This is a genomic window from Aeromonas sp. 3P, assembly GCF_051919745.1.
Classification (GTDB): Bacteria; Pseudomonadota; Gammaproteobacteria; order Enterobacterales; family Aeromonadaceae; genus Aeromonas; species Aeromonas veronii.
The window spans coordinates 1,029,047-1,043,261 of the sequence record NZ_JBQBED010000001.1; the positions used below are offsets into that span (position 1 = coordinate 1,029,047).

Annotated in this window: 12 protein-coding genes; 7 read left to right on the forward strand and 5 right to left on the reverse strand. The window is 60.2% G+C overall.

All coding sequences use genetic code 11. The features are described 5' to 3' along the window. The first annotated feature begins 94 nt into the window (after positions 1 to 94). Positions 95 to 250: a pleiotropic regulatory protein RsmS gene (gene rsmS / locus ACTG19_RS04580; protein WP_005359642.1), complete on the forward strand. Its 156-nt coding sequence runs from the start codon at positions 95 to 97 to the stop codon at positions 248 to 250. Positions 251 to 295: 45 nt separating this feature from the next. Here rsmS and ACTG19_RS04585 read toward each other — a convergent pair whose 3' ends face one another. Continuing rightward, positions 296 to 1,138 (reverse strand): LysR family transcriptional regulator, encoded by an 843-nt coding sequence (locus tag ACTG19_RS04585; protein ID WP_439988794.1) that lies wholly within the window; start codon positions 1,136 to 1,138, stop codon positions 296 to 298. Positions 1,139 to 1,315: 177 nt separating this feature from the next. On the opposite strand from ACTG19_RS04585, the gene ACTG19_RS04590 reads away from it, so the two are divergent. After that, the gene (locus ACTG19_RS04590) at positions 1,316 to 2,578 is read left to right on the forward strand and encodes an MFS transporter (protein ID WP_439988796.1); all 1,263 of its coding nucleotides are present in this window, start codon (positions 1,316 to 1,318) and stop codon (positions 2,576 to 2,578) included. A gap of 68 nt (positions 2,579 to 2,646) precedes the next feature. On the opposite strand, the gene rluF is transcribed toward ACTG19_RS04590, so the two are convergent. Both rluF and ACTG19_RS04600 read right to left on the reverse strand, forming a co-directional pair. Then, a complete protein-coding gene (gene rluF / locus ACTG19_RS04595) occupies positions 2,647 to 3,678 on the reverse strand; it encodes a 23S rRNA pseudouridine(2604) synthase RluF (protein ID WP_439988797.1) in 1,032 nt (343 codons plus the stop codon). Beyond that, entirely contained in the window at positions 3,668 to 3,790 is a 123-nt protein-coding gene (locus ACTG19_RS04600; RefSeq protein WP_439988798.1) for a hypothetical protein, read from the reverse strand. Before ACTG19_RS04600 ends, rluF begins: the two co-directional genes overlap by 11 nt. 345 nt (positions 3,791 to 4,135) lie before the next feature. Between ACTG19_RS04600 and ACTG19_RS04605 the strand changes: the two genes are divergently transcribed. Beyond that, on the forward strand, positions 4,136 to 5,716 hold the full coding sequence (locus ACTG19_RS04605; protein WP_439988799.1) for an alpha/beta hydrolase: 1,581 nt from the start codon (positions 4,136 to 4,138) through the stop codon (positions 5,714 to 5,716). A 122-nt stretch (positions 5,717 to 5,838) separates the two neighbouring features. Here the strand turns inward: ACTG19_RS04605 and ACTG19_RS04610 are convergent, their stop codons facing one another. Then, on the reverse strand, positions 5,839 to 6,207 hold the full coding sequence (locus ACTG19_RS04610) for a VOC family protein (RefSeq protein ID WP_043825666.1): 369 nt from the start codon (positions 6,205 to 6,207) through the stop codon (positions 5,839 to 5,841). 163 nt (positions 6,208 to 6,370) lie between these two features. After that, the gene (locus ACTG19_RS04615) at positions 6,371 to 6,838 is read right to left on the reverse strand and encodes a hypothetical protein (protein WP_075115198.1); all 468 of its coding nucleotides are present in this window, start codon (positions 6,836 to 6,838) and stop codon (positions 6,371 to 6,373) included. 154 nt (positions 6,839 to 6,992) lie between these two features. On the opposite strand from ACTG19_RS04615, the gene ACTG19_RS04620 reads away from it, so the two are divergent. The 4 genes from ACTG19_RS04620 (at position 6,993) to rsxC (ending at position 14,206) form a co-directional block, all read left to right on the forward strand. Then, entirely contained in the window at positions 6,993 to 10,136 is a 3,144-nt protein-coding gene (locus tag ACTG19_RS04620; RefSeq protein WP_439979069.1) for a DUF3427 domain-containing protein, read from the forward strand. Between the two features lie 181 nt (positions 10,137 to 10,317). Further along, positions 10,318 to 10,899, forward strand: coding sequence for an electron transport complex subunit RsxA (rsxA, locus tag ACTG19_RS04625; protein ID WP_005337600.1), 582 nt, complete (start codon positions 10,318 to 10,320; stop codon positions 10,897 to 10,899). A gap of 2 nt (positions 10,900 to 10,901) precedes the next feature. Then, positions 10,902 to 11,480: an electron transport complex subunit RsxB gene (gene rsxB, locus ACTG19_RS04630; protein ID WP_005350799.1), complete on the forward strand. Its 579-nt coding sequence runs from the start codon at positions 10,902 to 10,904 to the stop codon at positions 11,478 to 11,480. Between the two features lie 14 nt (positions 11,481 to 11,494). Beyond that, positions 11,495 to 14,206: an electron transport complex subunit RsxC gene (gene rsxC, locus ACTG19_RS04635; protein ID WP_439988800.1), complete on the forward strand. Its 2,712-nt coding sequence runs from the start codon at positions 11,495 to 11,497 to the stop codon at positions 14,204 to 14,206. Positions 14,207 to 14,215: the final 9 nt, after the last annotated feature.

The window sequence follows — 14,215 nt, forward strand, 5'->3', positions numbered from 1 at the left end:
CCTTCATGCCTCACAGCCCGACAGAGCGGGCGCTTTCGGCCAACGGCGGCGCCCCTGTATAATCCCCCCTCTTCCCGCAACCGGAACCCTGCCCATGTCACTGGAAACTGCCCCGCCCGAGGTGAAACTCGCGGTGGATCTGATTGAACTGCTGGAAACCAACCAGCTGGCCCCCGAGCTGGTGCTGGCGGCGCTGGCCATCGTCAAAAATGACTACGAGCGCAAGCTGGCGGAGGGGAAGGATCACTGATCCCCCCGTTTATCTTTCCGACTTCAGTTTTCCCCATACCACAAGTTACTGCGGCCCCATCACCTCGTCACAGAGGGCGATCAGGGCCGAACTCAAGTGGCTAAGCGGTTCGCCCCCATCCTTTGCCGCATGGAGCGCCAGCTCCACCGGCGCCACCTTGGGCCACTGGGTCAGGGCCAGCTGATCGGCGGGCATCAGCCGTTTGGGCAGCAAGCTCACCCCGATCCCCGCGCTCACCGCCCCCTGCAAACTGGCAAGGCTGGCGCTGACATAGGCGATCCGCCAGCGCCGACCCAGACCATCGAGCGCCTCGGTCATCTGCTGGCGATAGAGCCCTTCGCTCGGGAAGGCGACCAGCGGCAGCGGATCACGCCCCTTCGCTGGCCAGTCGCGACTATCGACCCACACCAGCGGCTCACGCCAGCTGGCGAGCGGCGAGCCCTGTCCGCGCACCTGTTTGACCAGCGCCAGATCCAGCTCCCCCGCCGCGAAGCGCTGCCAGATCTCGTGACTCAGGCCACTTTGCACCTCCAGCCGCACCTCGGGGTAGTCGCGGGCAAAGGCGGCCAGCACCGGGGTAATGGCGCCTGCGGCGAAATCCTCCGGCACCCCGAGGCTGAGCGATATGCTCCCCTCGCTCACCTGCTCCTCGGCCTGTGCCAGCAGCGCCAGAATGCGGCGGGCCAGACCCAGCAATTTTTCTCCCTCCGCCGTTGCCACCACCTGCCGACCGGAGCGGTCCAGCAGCGGACAGCCAAGCTGCTGCTCAAGGCGGCGGATCTGCTGGCTGATGGTGGATTGGGTCAGATGGACCCGTTCACCGGCGCGGGTAAAGCTGCCGGTGTCGATAATGGCGACAAAACTGCGCAGTAACAGGGGATCCAGCATGGGGCACTCCATTTACAAAACCACTGAAGCCCATTCTATCATTTAATTTCCAAATGACTTTCGAGCCCGCTAGGCTGACGCTTTTGCCTCCTTTAGACGGTGATCAGCCATGTTCAGCCTCGATGACTCCGCGTCCCGAGTGCCCCCTGTCTCTCCCAGAACCGGAAACTGCACCCGATGAATCAACGAAATACGGATCAACCCGCAGGCCAGACTGCCCTGCTGGTGCTGGTGATCCTGACTGGCCTTAACCTGCGCCCCTTTCTTACCGCCATCGGCCCGCTGAGCGGCGAGATTGGCCGCGCCCTGTCGCTCGGGATGGATACCCTGGCCTGGCTCACCCTGCTGCCGCTGTGGCTCATCGGGATTGGTGTGCTGCTCACCCCCAGCCTGCGTCGGCGCGCCAGTGCGTGCCAACTATTGGGGGCGGCCCTGCTGCTGCTCGGCATTGGCAGCGCCATCCGCTTCGATGCCCAAAGCGGCAGCTTGCTGATCGCCAGTGCTGCGCTTTGTGGATTGGGGTCGGCACTGGTGCAGGGAGTGCTACCGGCGCTGATCAAGCAGGCCTTCGCCCACAAGGTACCGCTGGTGATGGGGATCTTCTCCGCCTGCATGATGGGGGGCGGAGCACTGGGGGCCAGCCTCACCCCAAGGCTGGCGGCGAGCCTCGACTGGTCGCGGGCACTGGCGCTCTGGAGCCTGCCGCTGCTGCTGGCCCTCGTCTGGCTAGGGTGGAAAGTGCGTCTGCCACGGGCCGCCGCGGTCGCCATTCCCCACGGCGAACAGCGGCTGATTGCCTTGCCCCGCAGTTGGTTGCTGATCGTCTGCTTTGGCATCATCAACAGCGGCTACGGCATCGTAGTGGCCTGGCTGGCCCCCGCCTATATGGCGCAAGGGTGGAGCGCCGCACAGGCGGGCGAACTGGTCGCCTGGCTGGCACTGGCGCAGACCGCCAGCGGCCTCGGCCTGCCGCTGCTGGCGGCGCGCAGTCTGGATCGGCGGCCGTGGATGGGGCTTGCCATCGCCATGCAACTGGCGGGATTCGGCGGCCTCTGGCTGGCGCCAGCCAGCGCCCCCATTCTCTGGTGCATGCTGTGCGGCGCCGGTCTTGGCGGCAGTTTTTCGCTCATCATGGTGATTGCGCTCGATCACCTGCCAGACCCGCGCCGCGCGGGCACCCTGAGCGCCCTGATGCAGGGATTCGGCTTTATGCTGGCCGCCACCGGCCCCTGGGTGGCGGCGCGGCTCTATCACTATGTGGGCGACTTTGCGGCCGCCTGGCTGTGGCAACTGGGAGGATTGCTGCTGATGAGCCTGCTGGTGCTGCGCCTCGACCCGCGCCACTATCCCCGCGTTATGCGGTTACCGACCGCCAGCGAGCCGACCATCTCGGCGCCCCTCCCAACCAGCTCTGCTGCCCAAAACAACACACCGGCCTGAGGCCGGTGTGTTGGGGATAACAGTGCTGGGGGTGACAAGACGAGGCTGACACCGCTCAGGGGAGCAACTCAGCGCCCCTTCTTCTGCCGTCCTGTGTTAGCGGTGCGCGGCTTGCCAGCGGCCGGTTTGCCACCCTTGGGTGCCCCTTTGCCTGCACTGCCCTTGCCAACACCGCCCTTGTTGGCTGCACCTTTGCCCGCGCCCCCCTTGCCCACCGGCAGCTTCTTCTCGAAGGCTTCCGGGCCCGGCACATTGGGACGCCCGCCAATCTCGTGATCGTCATCGCGGCGCGGCTTCTTGCCCTGCCCCGGCTTGGCGCTTTGCGCCGCAGGAACCTTGGCCGCCTTGGGCTTGTCGCCTTTGGCCGGTTTCACCTCGGAGGAGGAGTCCTCAATCAGCTTGAACAGATCGATCAGCTCGTCGTCGGTGAGATCGCGCCACTCGCCTACCGGCAGCCCCTTGAGGCTGACGTTCATGATGCGGATGCGCTCCAGCTTGGTCACTTCAAAACCGAAGTGCTCGCACATCCGGCGGATCTGGCGGTTCAGTCCCTGCACTAGCGTGATGCGAAAGACGAACGGCGCCTCTTTCTTCACCTTGCACTTCTTGGTGACAGTACCGAGGATCGGCACCCCGGCCGCCATGCCGCGCACAAACTCGTCGGTCACCGGCTTGTCGACGGTCACCAGATACTCTTTCTCATGATCGTTACCCGCCCGCAGGATCTTGTTGACCAGATCGCCGTGGTTGGTGAGGAAGATCAGCCCCTGCGAATCCTTGTCGAGACGCCCGATGGGGAAGACCCGGGTGCTGTGGTTGACGAAATCGACAATGTTGTCTTTCTCGCCCGCCTCTGTCGTACTGACGATGCCCACCGGCTTGTTGAGGGCGATCAGCACCAGACTGTCCGCCTCGCGCGGCTCGATCACCTGACCATTGACCTTGACCAGATCGCCAACCTGCACCTGATCGCCAATCCCGGCACGCTTGCCGTTGATAAAGACGTGGCCCTGCTCGATAAAGCGGTCGGCCTCGCGGCGCGAGCAGATACCGCTCTCGCTGATGTATTTGTTCAGGCGCATGGATTCGTTAGCCAGCATGGATCACCTGCCACAGGTTCTGGGCCGTGCCCGGTTGTGCCATCGCCTGTTCCGGCTGCGCCGGGGAGGCTGTTTGCTGCATCAGCCAATTCACTACGTCAAAGTTCTGCATACCATTCCATCTTCAAAAAAGGCCAATGCCAGCTTATCCATCAAAAAACGCCGCTACAGTAGCATAATTGCCCCCTCTCAGGGGCAGATAGTTGCAAGGTCGCAGCGCCCAAGCTTGCATCTGCGGATAAGTTCAGGCCGCCAGATGGCCCGCGATACAACCTTCGAACGGCCAGCCTGATGCCAACGACGGGATCCGGCGCCCACAGCCAGCGCGGCCGAACGCCATCAACTATACATATCACCTTGTTTCAATTAGGCTTTAAGCCGGTTGGCTGCGCCCAATGTGCTGCACCAAACTCGCCCGCCCAGAGGCGGACCCACCCCTATCGCCAAGGATTGCACCATGCTGGCTCACACTCGCCGCCTTGTTCGCCGTGCTCTGCTGACCCTGTTGCTGCTGTTGCTGACCGCGTGGGCGGTGATCGCCTACTTCGCCTGGCAGGCAGCGCCGCTGCAACTGTGGCACACAGTGGTGCCCCCCGAACTCAGCGCCGATGAGCTCGACAACAGCGACTGGCAAGCCTATCTGGCCCGCGAAGCAGAGCTGTTCGAGCTGGTGGCCACCAAGGTAGTCGCCAAAACACCGCCGGAGCAGCAACTGGCCAGCAATCGCTACTATCAGGACGCCCCCATCAATCCCGCCCGCTTTCAGCAGAACTGGAACCGCTCCTACCTGCTGCGCCCCGAGGGGGAAATCAAAGGGGTGGCGGTACTGCTGCACGGCCTGACCGACTCCCCCTATAGCCTGCGCCATCTGGCCAGACGCTATCAGGAGCAGGGCTTTATCGCGCTGGGGCTGCGGATCCCCGGCCACGGCACCGTGCCCGCTGGCCTCGTGGATGTGGATTGGGAGACCTGGCTGGCCGCTACCCGACTTGCGGTGCGGGAGGCCAGATTGCTGGCACCGGGCAAGCGGCCGCTGCATCTGGTGGGCTTTTCCAACGGCGGCGCGCTGGCGGTGAAATATGCGCTCGATGCGTTGGCCGACCCGAGCGGCACGCTGGCAAAACCGGATCGGCTGGTGCTGATCTCCCCGATGATCGGGGTGACCCGCTTTGCCCGCTTCGCCGGGATCAAGGCCGTGCCTGCCCTGCTGCCCGCCTTTGCCAACGCAGCCTGGCTCGACACCATGCCGGAGTTCAACCCGTTCAAATACAACTCGTTTCCGGTCAACGGGGCGCGCCAATCCTATCGCCTGACTCACGCCATCCAGCAGCAGGTGCGCCAGCTGGCCGCCAGTGGCGAGCTGGCGGCGTTTCCCCCCGCCCTCACCTTCCAGTCGGTGATGGACTACACCGTCAGCACCCGCTCCATCATTGCCGATCTCTACCACTACCTGCCGGCCAACGGCAGCGAACTGGTGCTGTTTGATATCAACCGCAGCACCCTCTTTGGCCCGCTGATGAGCTCGGCCTCCGAGCTGGCGCTGCACCGCTTGCTGCCAAACGCCCCTCAGCACTATCGCCTCACCGTGGTGGGCAATGTCGACCCCGCCTCCCCCGCAACGCAGGCCAGAACGCTGGCCAGCGCCGATCAGCCTGAGCAGCTCCGCCCGCTGGGCATCGACTATCCCAAGGAGATCTACTCCCTCTCCCATGTGGCGCTCCCCTTCCCGATGGACGACCCCCTCTATGGCATGGCGGCACGCCCGGAGCAGCGGGAGCAATACGGCATCAATCTCGGCGGTCTGGCCCTGCGTGGCGAGCGCGGAGTGCTGATCGTCAACCCCGGCGCCCTCACCCGCACCTCCTCCAACCCCTTCTACCCCTATCTGCAGCAGCGGGCGATGGAGACCCTCACCGCCCCTCCCGTGGCTCGGTCTGCAGCCGTAACCCCTGCCAGCAGCGGTCAACCTGATGCGGCCTATCAGGCCGAGCTGGAGCAGTTTTTACAGGAGAGCGACGAGAGCAGCGCGCCTTTCTAGGGTGTTTCTGGAGTATCGGCAAAGAGCCACTGGCGCTGGGTCGATGGCGATACAAGAAAGGGGCCGTCAATTGACGGCCCCTTTCTATTGATGATGGCGATGGGAGTGATGGCTTGGTGGGCTCAGGGATAGATGCTGACTTCTATCAGGTTCTGGTCCGGATCGAGGAAGTAGATGGATTCTATCGGCCCACAGGCACCGCTTTTGGTCACAGGCCCCTCGACAATCTCCACCCCGTGGCAGGCAAGCTGGGCCATCACCTGCTCCAGCGGCCAGCGGGTGATAAGGCAGACATCTCCCGACCCCACCTGCGCCCGATTGCGCGGCTCCTGCCCCAGCAGTTGCAGATTGATCTTCTGGTTGCCAAACCCTACCGCCCGGCGCCCCGCACCGAAGGTGATGGCCTCCATATTGAGCACCGAACTGTAAAATTCCACGGCCCGTTCGATATCACTGACCGTCAATACCAGATGGTCGATATGGCTGATCATGGTTACCTCCTGGTGGTGATCTGGCTGATGTGACCGACATATGCCCGCAAACATCCGACTGTCGTCGCCACAGCGGGCAACCCCATCTTACCCGGCAAGGGAGAGCCCATGTGTGCCGTGGCGCGCAAAGCGAGCGCAAATGATCTGGTCAAATAAATTCGCGTTACTGCACCGCTGCGCACGCTTTATCCCGCTGGGCCAGCAGGGCTTCATCATCACTGTCCATTGCCGCCAGAATCGCCTGATTGCAGGCACGCTCCGCCAGCTTGGCCGGACTCTGTTTGGCATCCCCTATTTCGGCGATAAGGGGCCGATAACTGACGGCCGCCGAGCAGTACATGGTGCGAAATTTGGGCAGTTGCCAACTGCTGTCATCCTGCCGGGTCAAGTCATCGCACAGCTTGTGAAACAGGGCGGACGCCTTGACCGTGCACTGGCTAAAACGCCGCACATCCTGCTCGTAGGGACGACAAACGCTCGGCTGCTGGATCTGCCACAGCTGAAAAGAGAACGGGACTGACTCCCCCTCATACTGCACCACCAGCGTCTTGGCCTCGGTGCCATAGATATCCGCAACCTGCTGCTGTACCAGATTGAGATAAGCCGAAAAAAGATAGGAAACCGGATCCATCACCACCTCCCTGTGGTTGTCACTGCCGGGCTTTATTACCGAAAACCGGGGCGATTTTCAAACGAGTAACAGGCGACAACAGCTTACTGATTTGGTTGGAAAAAATGATACTCTTCTCGCCACCCTCATGTACAACGTTCAAGGCTAAAGTGCGATGCAACAATGCGGTATTTATGAACAGCTCATTACTCAACTGCTGACATCTCGACTCGACCGCGCGCGCTTTTACGTAGGGGAACGCCAACTTGAACCTGCCGAAGCGGCAGTTTGGTTATCCAGATTTCTGAGCCGGGTTTTGGAATATGCGGTGGGTTCGGTCACTGGAGAGGATCAGCTGCAACGGCAGATCGAGCTGGCTAACCAGTTATTGCTTTGGCTAAAGGATCGCACCCAAGACCCAGACTTTATTGGCGAGAACCTCATCGATAGTCAGGGGAAAATTCTGACCGCGCTTTACCAGTTGGATAACCCCATCTCCGCCAATTTAAAGCAATATGCCGAGGATATTTTCCCTCTGACAGGTCTCACTCAGAGCGAACTGTTTTGTGGCAGCAATGCGGGTTTGTCGATGGAGTCGGAGATTAAACGGGAGATATTATCTGCAGATAACATCTGCTGGCTGGTCTCATTTATCAAATGGGCAGGTATCCGGATTTTCCGTCATGAGCTGGAAGAGTTCACTCGCAGCGGCCGCCAATTAAAAGTAATTACTACCTCTTATATGGGAGCGACCGATGCCAAGGCAGTTGAATTTTTAGCCAACCTCCCAAATACCGAAGTCAAACTCAGCTATAACACCCAGCGCGAGCGGTTGCATGCCAAGAGCTATCTCTTTTGCCGAAATACCGGCTTTCATACCGGCTATATAGGTTCCTCCAATCTCTCTCACTCTGCCCTCACCAGCGGCTTGGAGTGGAACCTAAAAATCACCTCGCAAGAGATCCCTCATATTATCGAGAAATCCCTGAGTACCTTTGAAACCTATTGGGAATCCGATGATTTTGAGCTGTTTGATGGCAAGCTGGAAAGCCGTACAAAATTGCAGCATGCACTGCAAGAGGCCCGTGGGGATGTGGACAAAAATAGCCCTGCCTATTTCTTTGATATCACGCCGTTTCCCCATCAACTGGAGATCCTTGAACAATTGGCGATGGAGCGCGCTTTACACCAGCGCTTCCGTAACTTGGTGGTTGCGGCCACCGGTACAGGGAAAACCCTGATCTCCGCTTTTGATTTTGCGCGTTTTCTGAAAACCAAACCCGACGCCAAGTTCCTGTTTGTCGCCCACAAAGAGGAGATCTTGCGCCAAGCATTGGCCTCGTACCGCGGTGTGCTCAAGCAATCCAATTTTGGCGAACTCTTAGTCGGCGGCGCCGTGCCAACCCACTACCGTCAACTATTTGCCTCGGTGCAATCCTTGAATAACCAGCTGGCTAATTTACGTCTTAGCCCAGATTATTTCGATTACATCGTCATTGATGAGGTTCACCATATTGCGGCAGCCAGTTATCGCGGTCTGCTCGCCGCCTTTGAACCTCACATTCTGTTGGGATTAACCGCAACGCCAGAGCGCCATGATGGCGGTGATATTCTTGCCGACTTTTGTGGTGTCATCGCAGCAGAGATCCGCTTGCCCGAGGCCATCAATCGTCGCCATCTCTGTCCGTTCCAATATTTTGGTATCGATGATGATACTGACTTGCGCCAAGTGGCTTGGAAAAATGGCCGTTATGACATCACTGAGCTCACCAATATTTATACCCACAATCAGCAGCGGGTACAGAAGATAGTCCAGAGCCTCAATGAGATCGTCACCGATATTACCAAGATCAAAGCGCTGGCATTTTGTGTGAGCCGTGAACATGCCGACTTTATGTGCAAGACATTTTTATTGAAGGGCATCAAGGCTGACATCCTCACTAGCGATAACCGAGACGAGCGGCATAGTAAACAACAATATTTGCGCACTGGGGTTATCAATATTCTCTGCGTGGTGGACATCTTCAACGAAGGGGTTGATATCCCGGAAGTCGATACCTTACTGTTTTTACGACCAACGGAAAGTCTCACCATCTTCTTACAGCAATTAGGGCGCGGCCTGCGGCTGGCGAGCGATAAAGAGTGCTGCACCGTGTTGGACTTTGTTGGCAATGCCCGTGCGGAGTATGACTTTGCCCAGAAATTCCGGGCACTGGTGGGCAAAACCAACAAGGCGATCAGCCACGAAATCAAACAGGGCTTCCCTCACGCCCCCTTGGGCTGCCGCATCGAACTCTCAAAACAAACCCAAGAGTTAATTCTGAGCAATATCAAAAAGGCGACCCTCAATACCTCGCGCCTCATGGGCCTGATCCGCCGTTTCTCACTGGATTGTGATTTACCGCTGACGCTGGCGAACTTTTTGAAGTTCTACCCTCACATCAGCCTTGAGGAGATCTACAAGCGCGGCAATTGGAGCACCTTGGTCAAACAGGCCCGCAACCATACCATTTCTGAAATGAGCGATGAGAAGCTGTCGACCCTCTACACCCGGGCCATCAAAACCCGGCTATTGGGCTGCGATGCGCTCCATTACTTGAACTTCTTACAAACCTTGGTGGCAGACGCCTTTACCTTAACGGCCGAACACGATGAACGTATGGCCTTGATGTGCCATTACGACTTCTGGCAACAGAGCGGCCCCAATGCAGGCTTTAGCTCCTTGGCGCACAGCCTGAAACAACTCAATCAACCAGAGTTAAGGGCCGAGCTGGCAGATCTGTTGCCCATGCTGCTCAACCGGGTGCAACACGAACAAAGCGCCATGCCAAACCTTCCCGGTAATCCGCTGCAACTGCATGCTCGCTATGCCAGAGAGCAGGTGCTGGTTGGCTTTGGCGCGACCACCTTCGCGCAGCAACCCACGGCTCGCGAAGGGGTCTATGTCATCGCAGAGCAAAATATCGAGTTGCTGTTCGTGACCTTGAACAAAACGGAACAGCACTTCTCCCCCACTACCCGTTATCACGACTACGCCATCAACGAGTCGCTGTTTCATTGGCAGAGCCAAAACAGCGCTCGCCCAGAACGGGGTAAGGGGCTGAGTTACATAAACCACAGAGCAGAAGGTAAGCGCTTGTTTCTGTTCGTTCGTGAGCAGAGCAAAGATGAATTTGGCCGCACCCTTGGCTTTGTGAACTTTGGTGAGGTGGAGTACGTATCCCACACTGGCAGCCAACCGATGAACATTAAATGGCGTCTCACTACTCCGATGCCGCCATTTATGTGGAAAGAGGCCGCCAAACTGGCTGTTGGTTAGTAAGGCTTCTCACCCGGTGGGAAGATGACGTAAAACCCACCGGATTCTCGCCCAAAACCCCGGCTAAATTATCCAGTTGCATAATAACCATGCGGCCTTGCGGTTGTTTAACTGGCCCTAACGTCAGATAATACCGCCCGCCTTCAAACCCCGATAACCCGACTTTCAGTGACGGTAATTGATGACTGAGTACCTGCTTTTATTGATCGGCACCGTGCTGGTTAACAACTTCGTGCTGGTGAAATTCCTCGGCCTCTGCCCCTTTATGGGGGTCTCCGGCAAGCTGGAAACCGCCATCGGCATGGGGCTGGCGACCACCTTCGTGATGACCCTTGCCAGTGCCAGCTCCTATCTGGTGGAGCACTATATCCTGCTGCCGCTGGATATCGCCTATCTGCGCACCCTCGCCTTTATTCTGGTGATCGCCGTGGTGGTGCAGTTTACCGAGATGGTAGTGCGCAAGAGCAGCCCGACTCTCTATCGCCTGCTGGGGATCTTCCTGCCCCTCATCACCACCAACTGCGCGGTGCTCGGGGTGGCGCTGCTCAGCATCAATGAGCGACACGACTTTATCCAGAGCGTGATCTACGGCTTTGGCGCCGCCACCGGCTTCTCGCTGGTGTTGATCCTGTTTGCCGCCATGCGCGAGCGTCTGGTCGCCGCCGATGTGCCCGCCCCGTTTCGCGGGGTGTCGATTGCCATGATCACCGCCGGTCTGATGTCGCTGGCCTTTATGGGCTTTACCGGCCTTATCAAGATATAACCATGATCCATATTCTCTTTGCCATTCTGGTGCTCACCCTGCTGGCGCTGGCGTTCGGGATTATCCTGGGCTTTGCCGCCGTCAAGTTTCATGTGGAAGCAGACCCCATCGTCGATCAGCTCGATGCCCTGCTGCCCCAGACCCAGTGTGGCCAGTGCGGCTATCCCGGCTGCAAACCCTACGCCGAGGCGCTCGCCAACGGCGATCAGATCAACAAGTGCGTGCCCGGTGGCGAGGCCACCATGCGCAAGATTGCCGATCTGATGGGGGTCGAGCCCCAGCCGCTGGGAGGCAGTGACGAGGCCGCCGTGCCGGTCAAAAAGGTCGCCTTTATCCACGAAGATCAGTGCATCGGCTGCACCAAGTGCATTCAGGCCTGCCCGGTGGACGCCATCGTCGGCGCCACCAAGGCGATGCATACCGTGATTGCCAACGAGTGCACCGGTTGCGATCTCTGTGTCGATCCCTGCCCGACCGACTGCATCGAGATGATCCCGGTGCCCACTACGGTCGATAACTGGAAGTGGGATCTCAATAACGTGCATGTTCCGGGCAAGATTCCGGTCAAGATAGTGGAATAAACAGCGGAGCAACCATGCATTCCTTACTCGAACGTATCAAAGCCGGCACGCTCTGGGACTTTCACGGTGGCATTCACCCCGCCGACAACAAGCTGCAATCAAGCCAGAGCCCGGTAGTAGACGCCGGTCTGCCGCCACGCCTCATCATTCCGCTGCGCCAGCACGCAGGCCCCGCCGGCGATCTGCTGGTGCAGGTGGGCGACAAGGTCAAAAAAGGGCAGCCGCTGACCCGTTATGCCAAGGGGCGGGTCGTCCCTGTCCATGCCTCCACCTCCGGCACCATCACCGAGATTGGCAACCACACGGTTGCCCACCCCTCCGGACTCGGCGATCTCTGTGTCATTCTCACCCCGGATGGGGAGGATGAGTGGGGCGAGCGCAATGGCAAAGCCGATTACTGGAATCTGGAGCGGGGCGAGCTGCTCGAACGCATTCAGCAAGCGGGGGTGGCGGGCCTTGGCGGCGCCGTGTTCCCCACCCACAGCAAGCTCGATGGCCGCGGCCAGCTCACCGAGATCCTGATCGTCAACGGGCTGGAGTGCGAACCCTATATCACCACCGACGATCGGCTGATGCAGCAGTACGCCGACGAGATCATGGATGGCATCCGGGTGCTCAAGCACCTGCTCAAACCGAAACTCACCCTGATCGGGGTAGAAGACAACAAGCCCGAGGCGATCGAGCAACTGACCCGCCACGCCACCGATGAAGATGTGCTGGTCAAGACGGTGCCGACCAAGTACCCCTCGGGCGGTGCCAAGCAGACCATCGAACTGCTCACCGGCCGTCAGGTGCCCAAGGGGGGCCGCGCGGTCGATATCGGCATCATGGTGCTCAACGTCGCCACCGTGTTTGCCATCAAGCGCGCCATCATAGACGGCGAGCCGCTGATCGAGCGGATCGTCACCCTCACCGGGGACAGCTTCAAGAAACCCGGCAACGCCTGGGTGCGCCTGGGTACGCCGGTACGCTGGCTGTTGCAGCGTTTCGAGCTGCAACCGGAAGCGGAGCAGCGGGTGATCATGGGTGGCCCCATGATGGGCTTTACCCTGCCCCACGCCATGGTGCCTGTGGTCAAGGCCACCAACTGCCTGCTGGCGCCGACGCAGGCCGAACTGCCCGCCCCCGGCCCGGAGCAGCCCTGCATCCGTTGCAGCGCCTGCGCCGATGCCTGCCCGGCCACCCTGCTGCCGCAAGAGCTCTACTGGTACAGCCGGGCCAAGGAGTATGACAAGGCCGAGAAGCTCAACCTGATGGACTGCATCGAGTGCGGCGCCTGCGCCTGGGTCTGCCCGAGCGAGATCCCGCTGGTGCAGTACTACAAGATCGCCAAGGACGACATTCGCGAAGCCCGCGCCGAGGCCGAAAAAGCCGAACGAGCCAAGCAGCGTTTCGAGGCCAAGCAGGCCCGTTTCGAGCGGGAGAAAGCGGCCCGCGAAGCGCGCCACGCCGAAGCCGCCGCCCAGCGCCGTCAGACCATGACGGCCGCAGGCGGGGAAGATCCGGTAGCCGCCGCACTGGCCCGTATCAAGGCCAAGCAGGATGCCCCCATCACTGCCATTGCCGCCACCGCCGAGGGCTTGCCCGACAACAGCGTGGTGATTGCCGCCCGCGAAGCCCGCAAACGGGAAGCGGAAGCGCGCCGTGCCGCCAAGCTGGCAGAGAGCGCAAACAGCGAAACAGCCGCTGCGGCGCAACCCGCCGAGGCGGTTGACCCCGCCAGCGATCCAAAAAAAGCAGCCATCGCCGCCGCACTGGCGCGCGCCAAGGCCAAGAAAGCCGCTCAGGCTGGCGATAGCGCCGAGCCTGTGGCTGCCGAAGCCGTTGCTGCGCCTGCGGTAGATGCTGATCAGCAAAAAGCAGAGGTTGATCCGAAAAAGGCAGCAATTGCCGCCGCCATTGCCCGTGCCAAAGCCAAAAAGGCCGAGGCCAGTGGCGAGCCGGTAAGCGCAGCCAACAGCGCAACAACCGACGCTGACACCCAAAGCGATGCACCCGCAGATCCCAAGAAAGCTGCAATTGCTGCTGCCATCGCTCGTGCCAAGGCCAAAAAGCTGGCGCAGCAGGGCGACAGCGCTGAGGGCAACCTGACCGCAAATGCTGGCACCAGCGAATCCGCTGCAACCCAAAGCACTGTGCCATCTGCGGCCAGCGAAGCGGTCGATCCCAAGAAAGCCGCTATCGCTGCTGCCATTGCCCGCGCCAAGGCCAAAAAGCTGGCCCAGCAGGGCGAAAGTGCCGGTGCTGAGGGTGCGCAGAGTGAGCCAACTGCCAGCGCACAGACCCGCGACGTGGCGGTAGCCAAGAGCGAAGTAACCACCAGCCACAGCGATACGGCAGCAAGTGAAGCGGTCGATCCCAAGAAGGCCGCTATCGCCGCTGCCATCGCCCGTGCCAAAGCCAAAAAGCTGGCCCAGCAGAGCGCAAGTACCAGTGCTGAGGTAGAAAGTGCTGGTACTCAGGTAGAGAGTGTCGGAACTGAGGGTGAGCGCGCACCGGCCGAGCCGATGCAAAGCGATGCAGCCAGCAGTGAGCAACCACTTGCCGTCACTGTCGCGCCTGAAGCGAGCGCCCCTGCGGCTGATGCCCCGGTTGATCCGAAAAAAGCGGCCATTGCAGCCGCGGTGGCCCGCGCCAAGGCGAAGAAGCTGGCGGCCGAGGCAGCAAGAGCCGCAGAGAGTGCTGCTGAAGATGTCCCGTCAGCCGACCGAACAACCACAAGGTAATCGACAGAC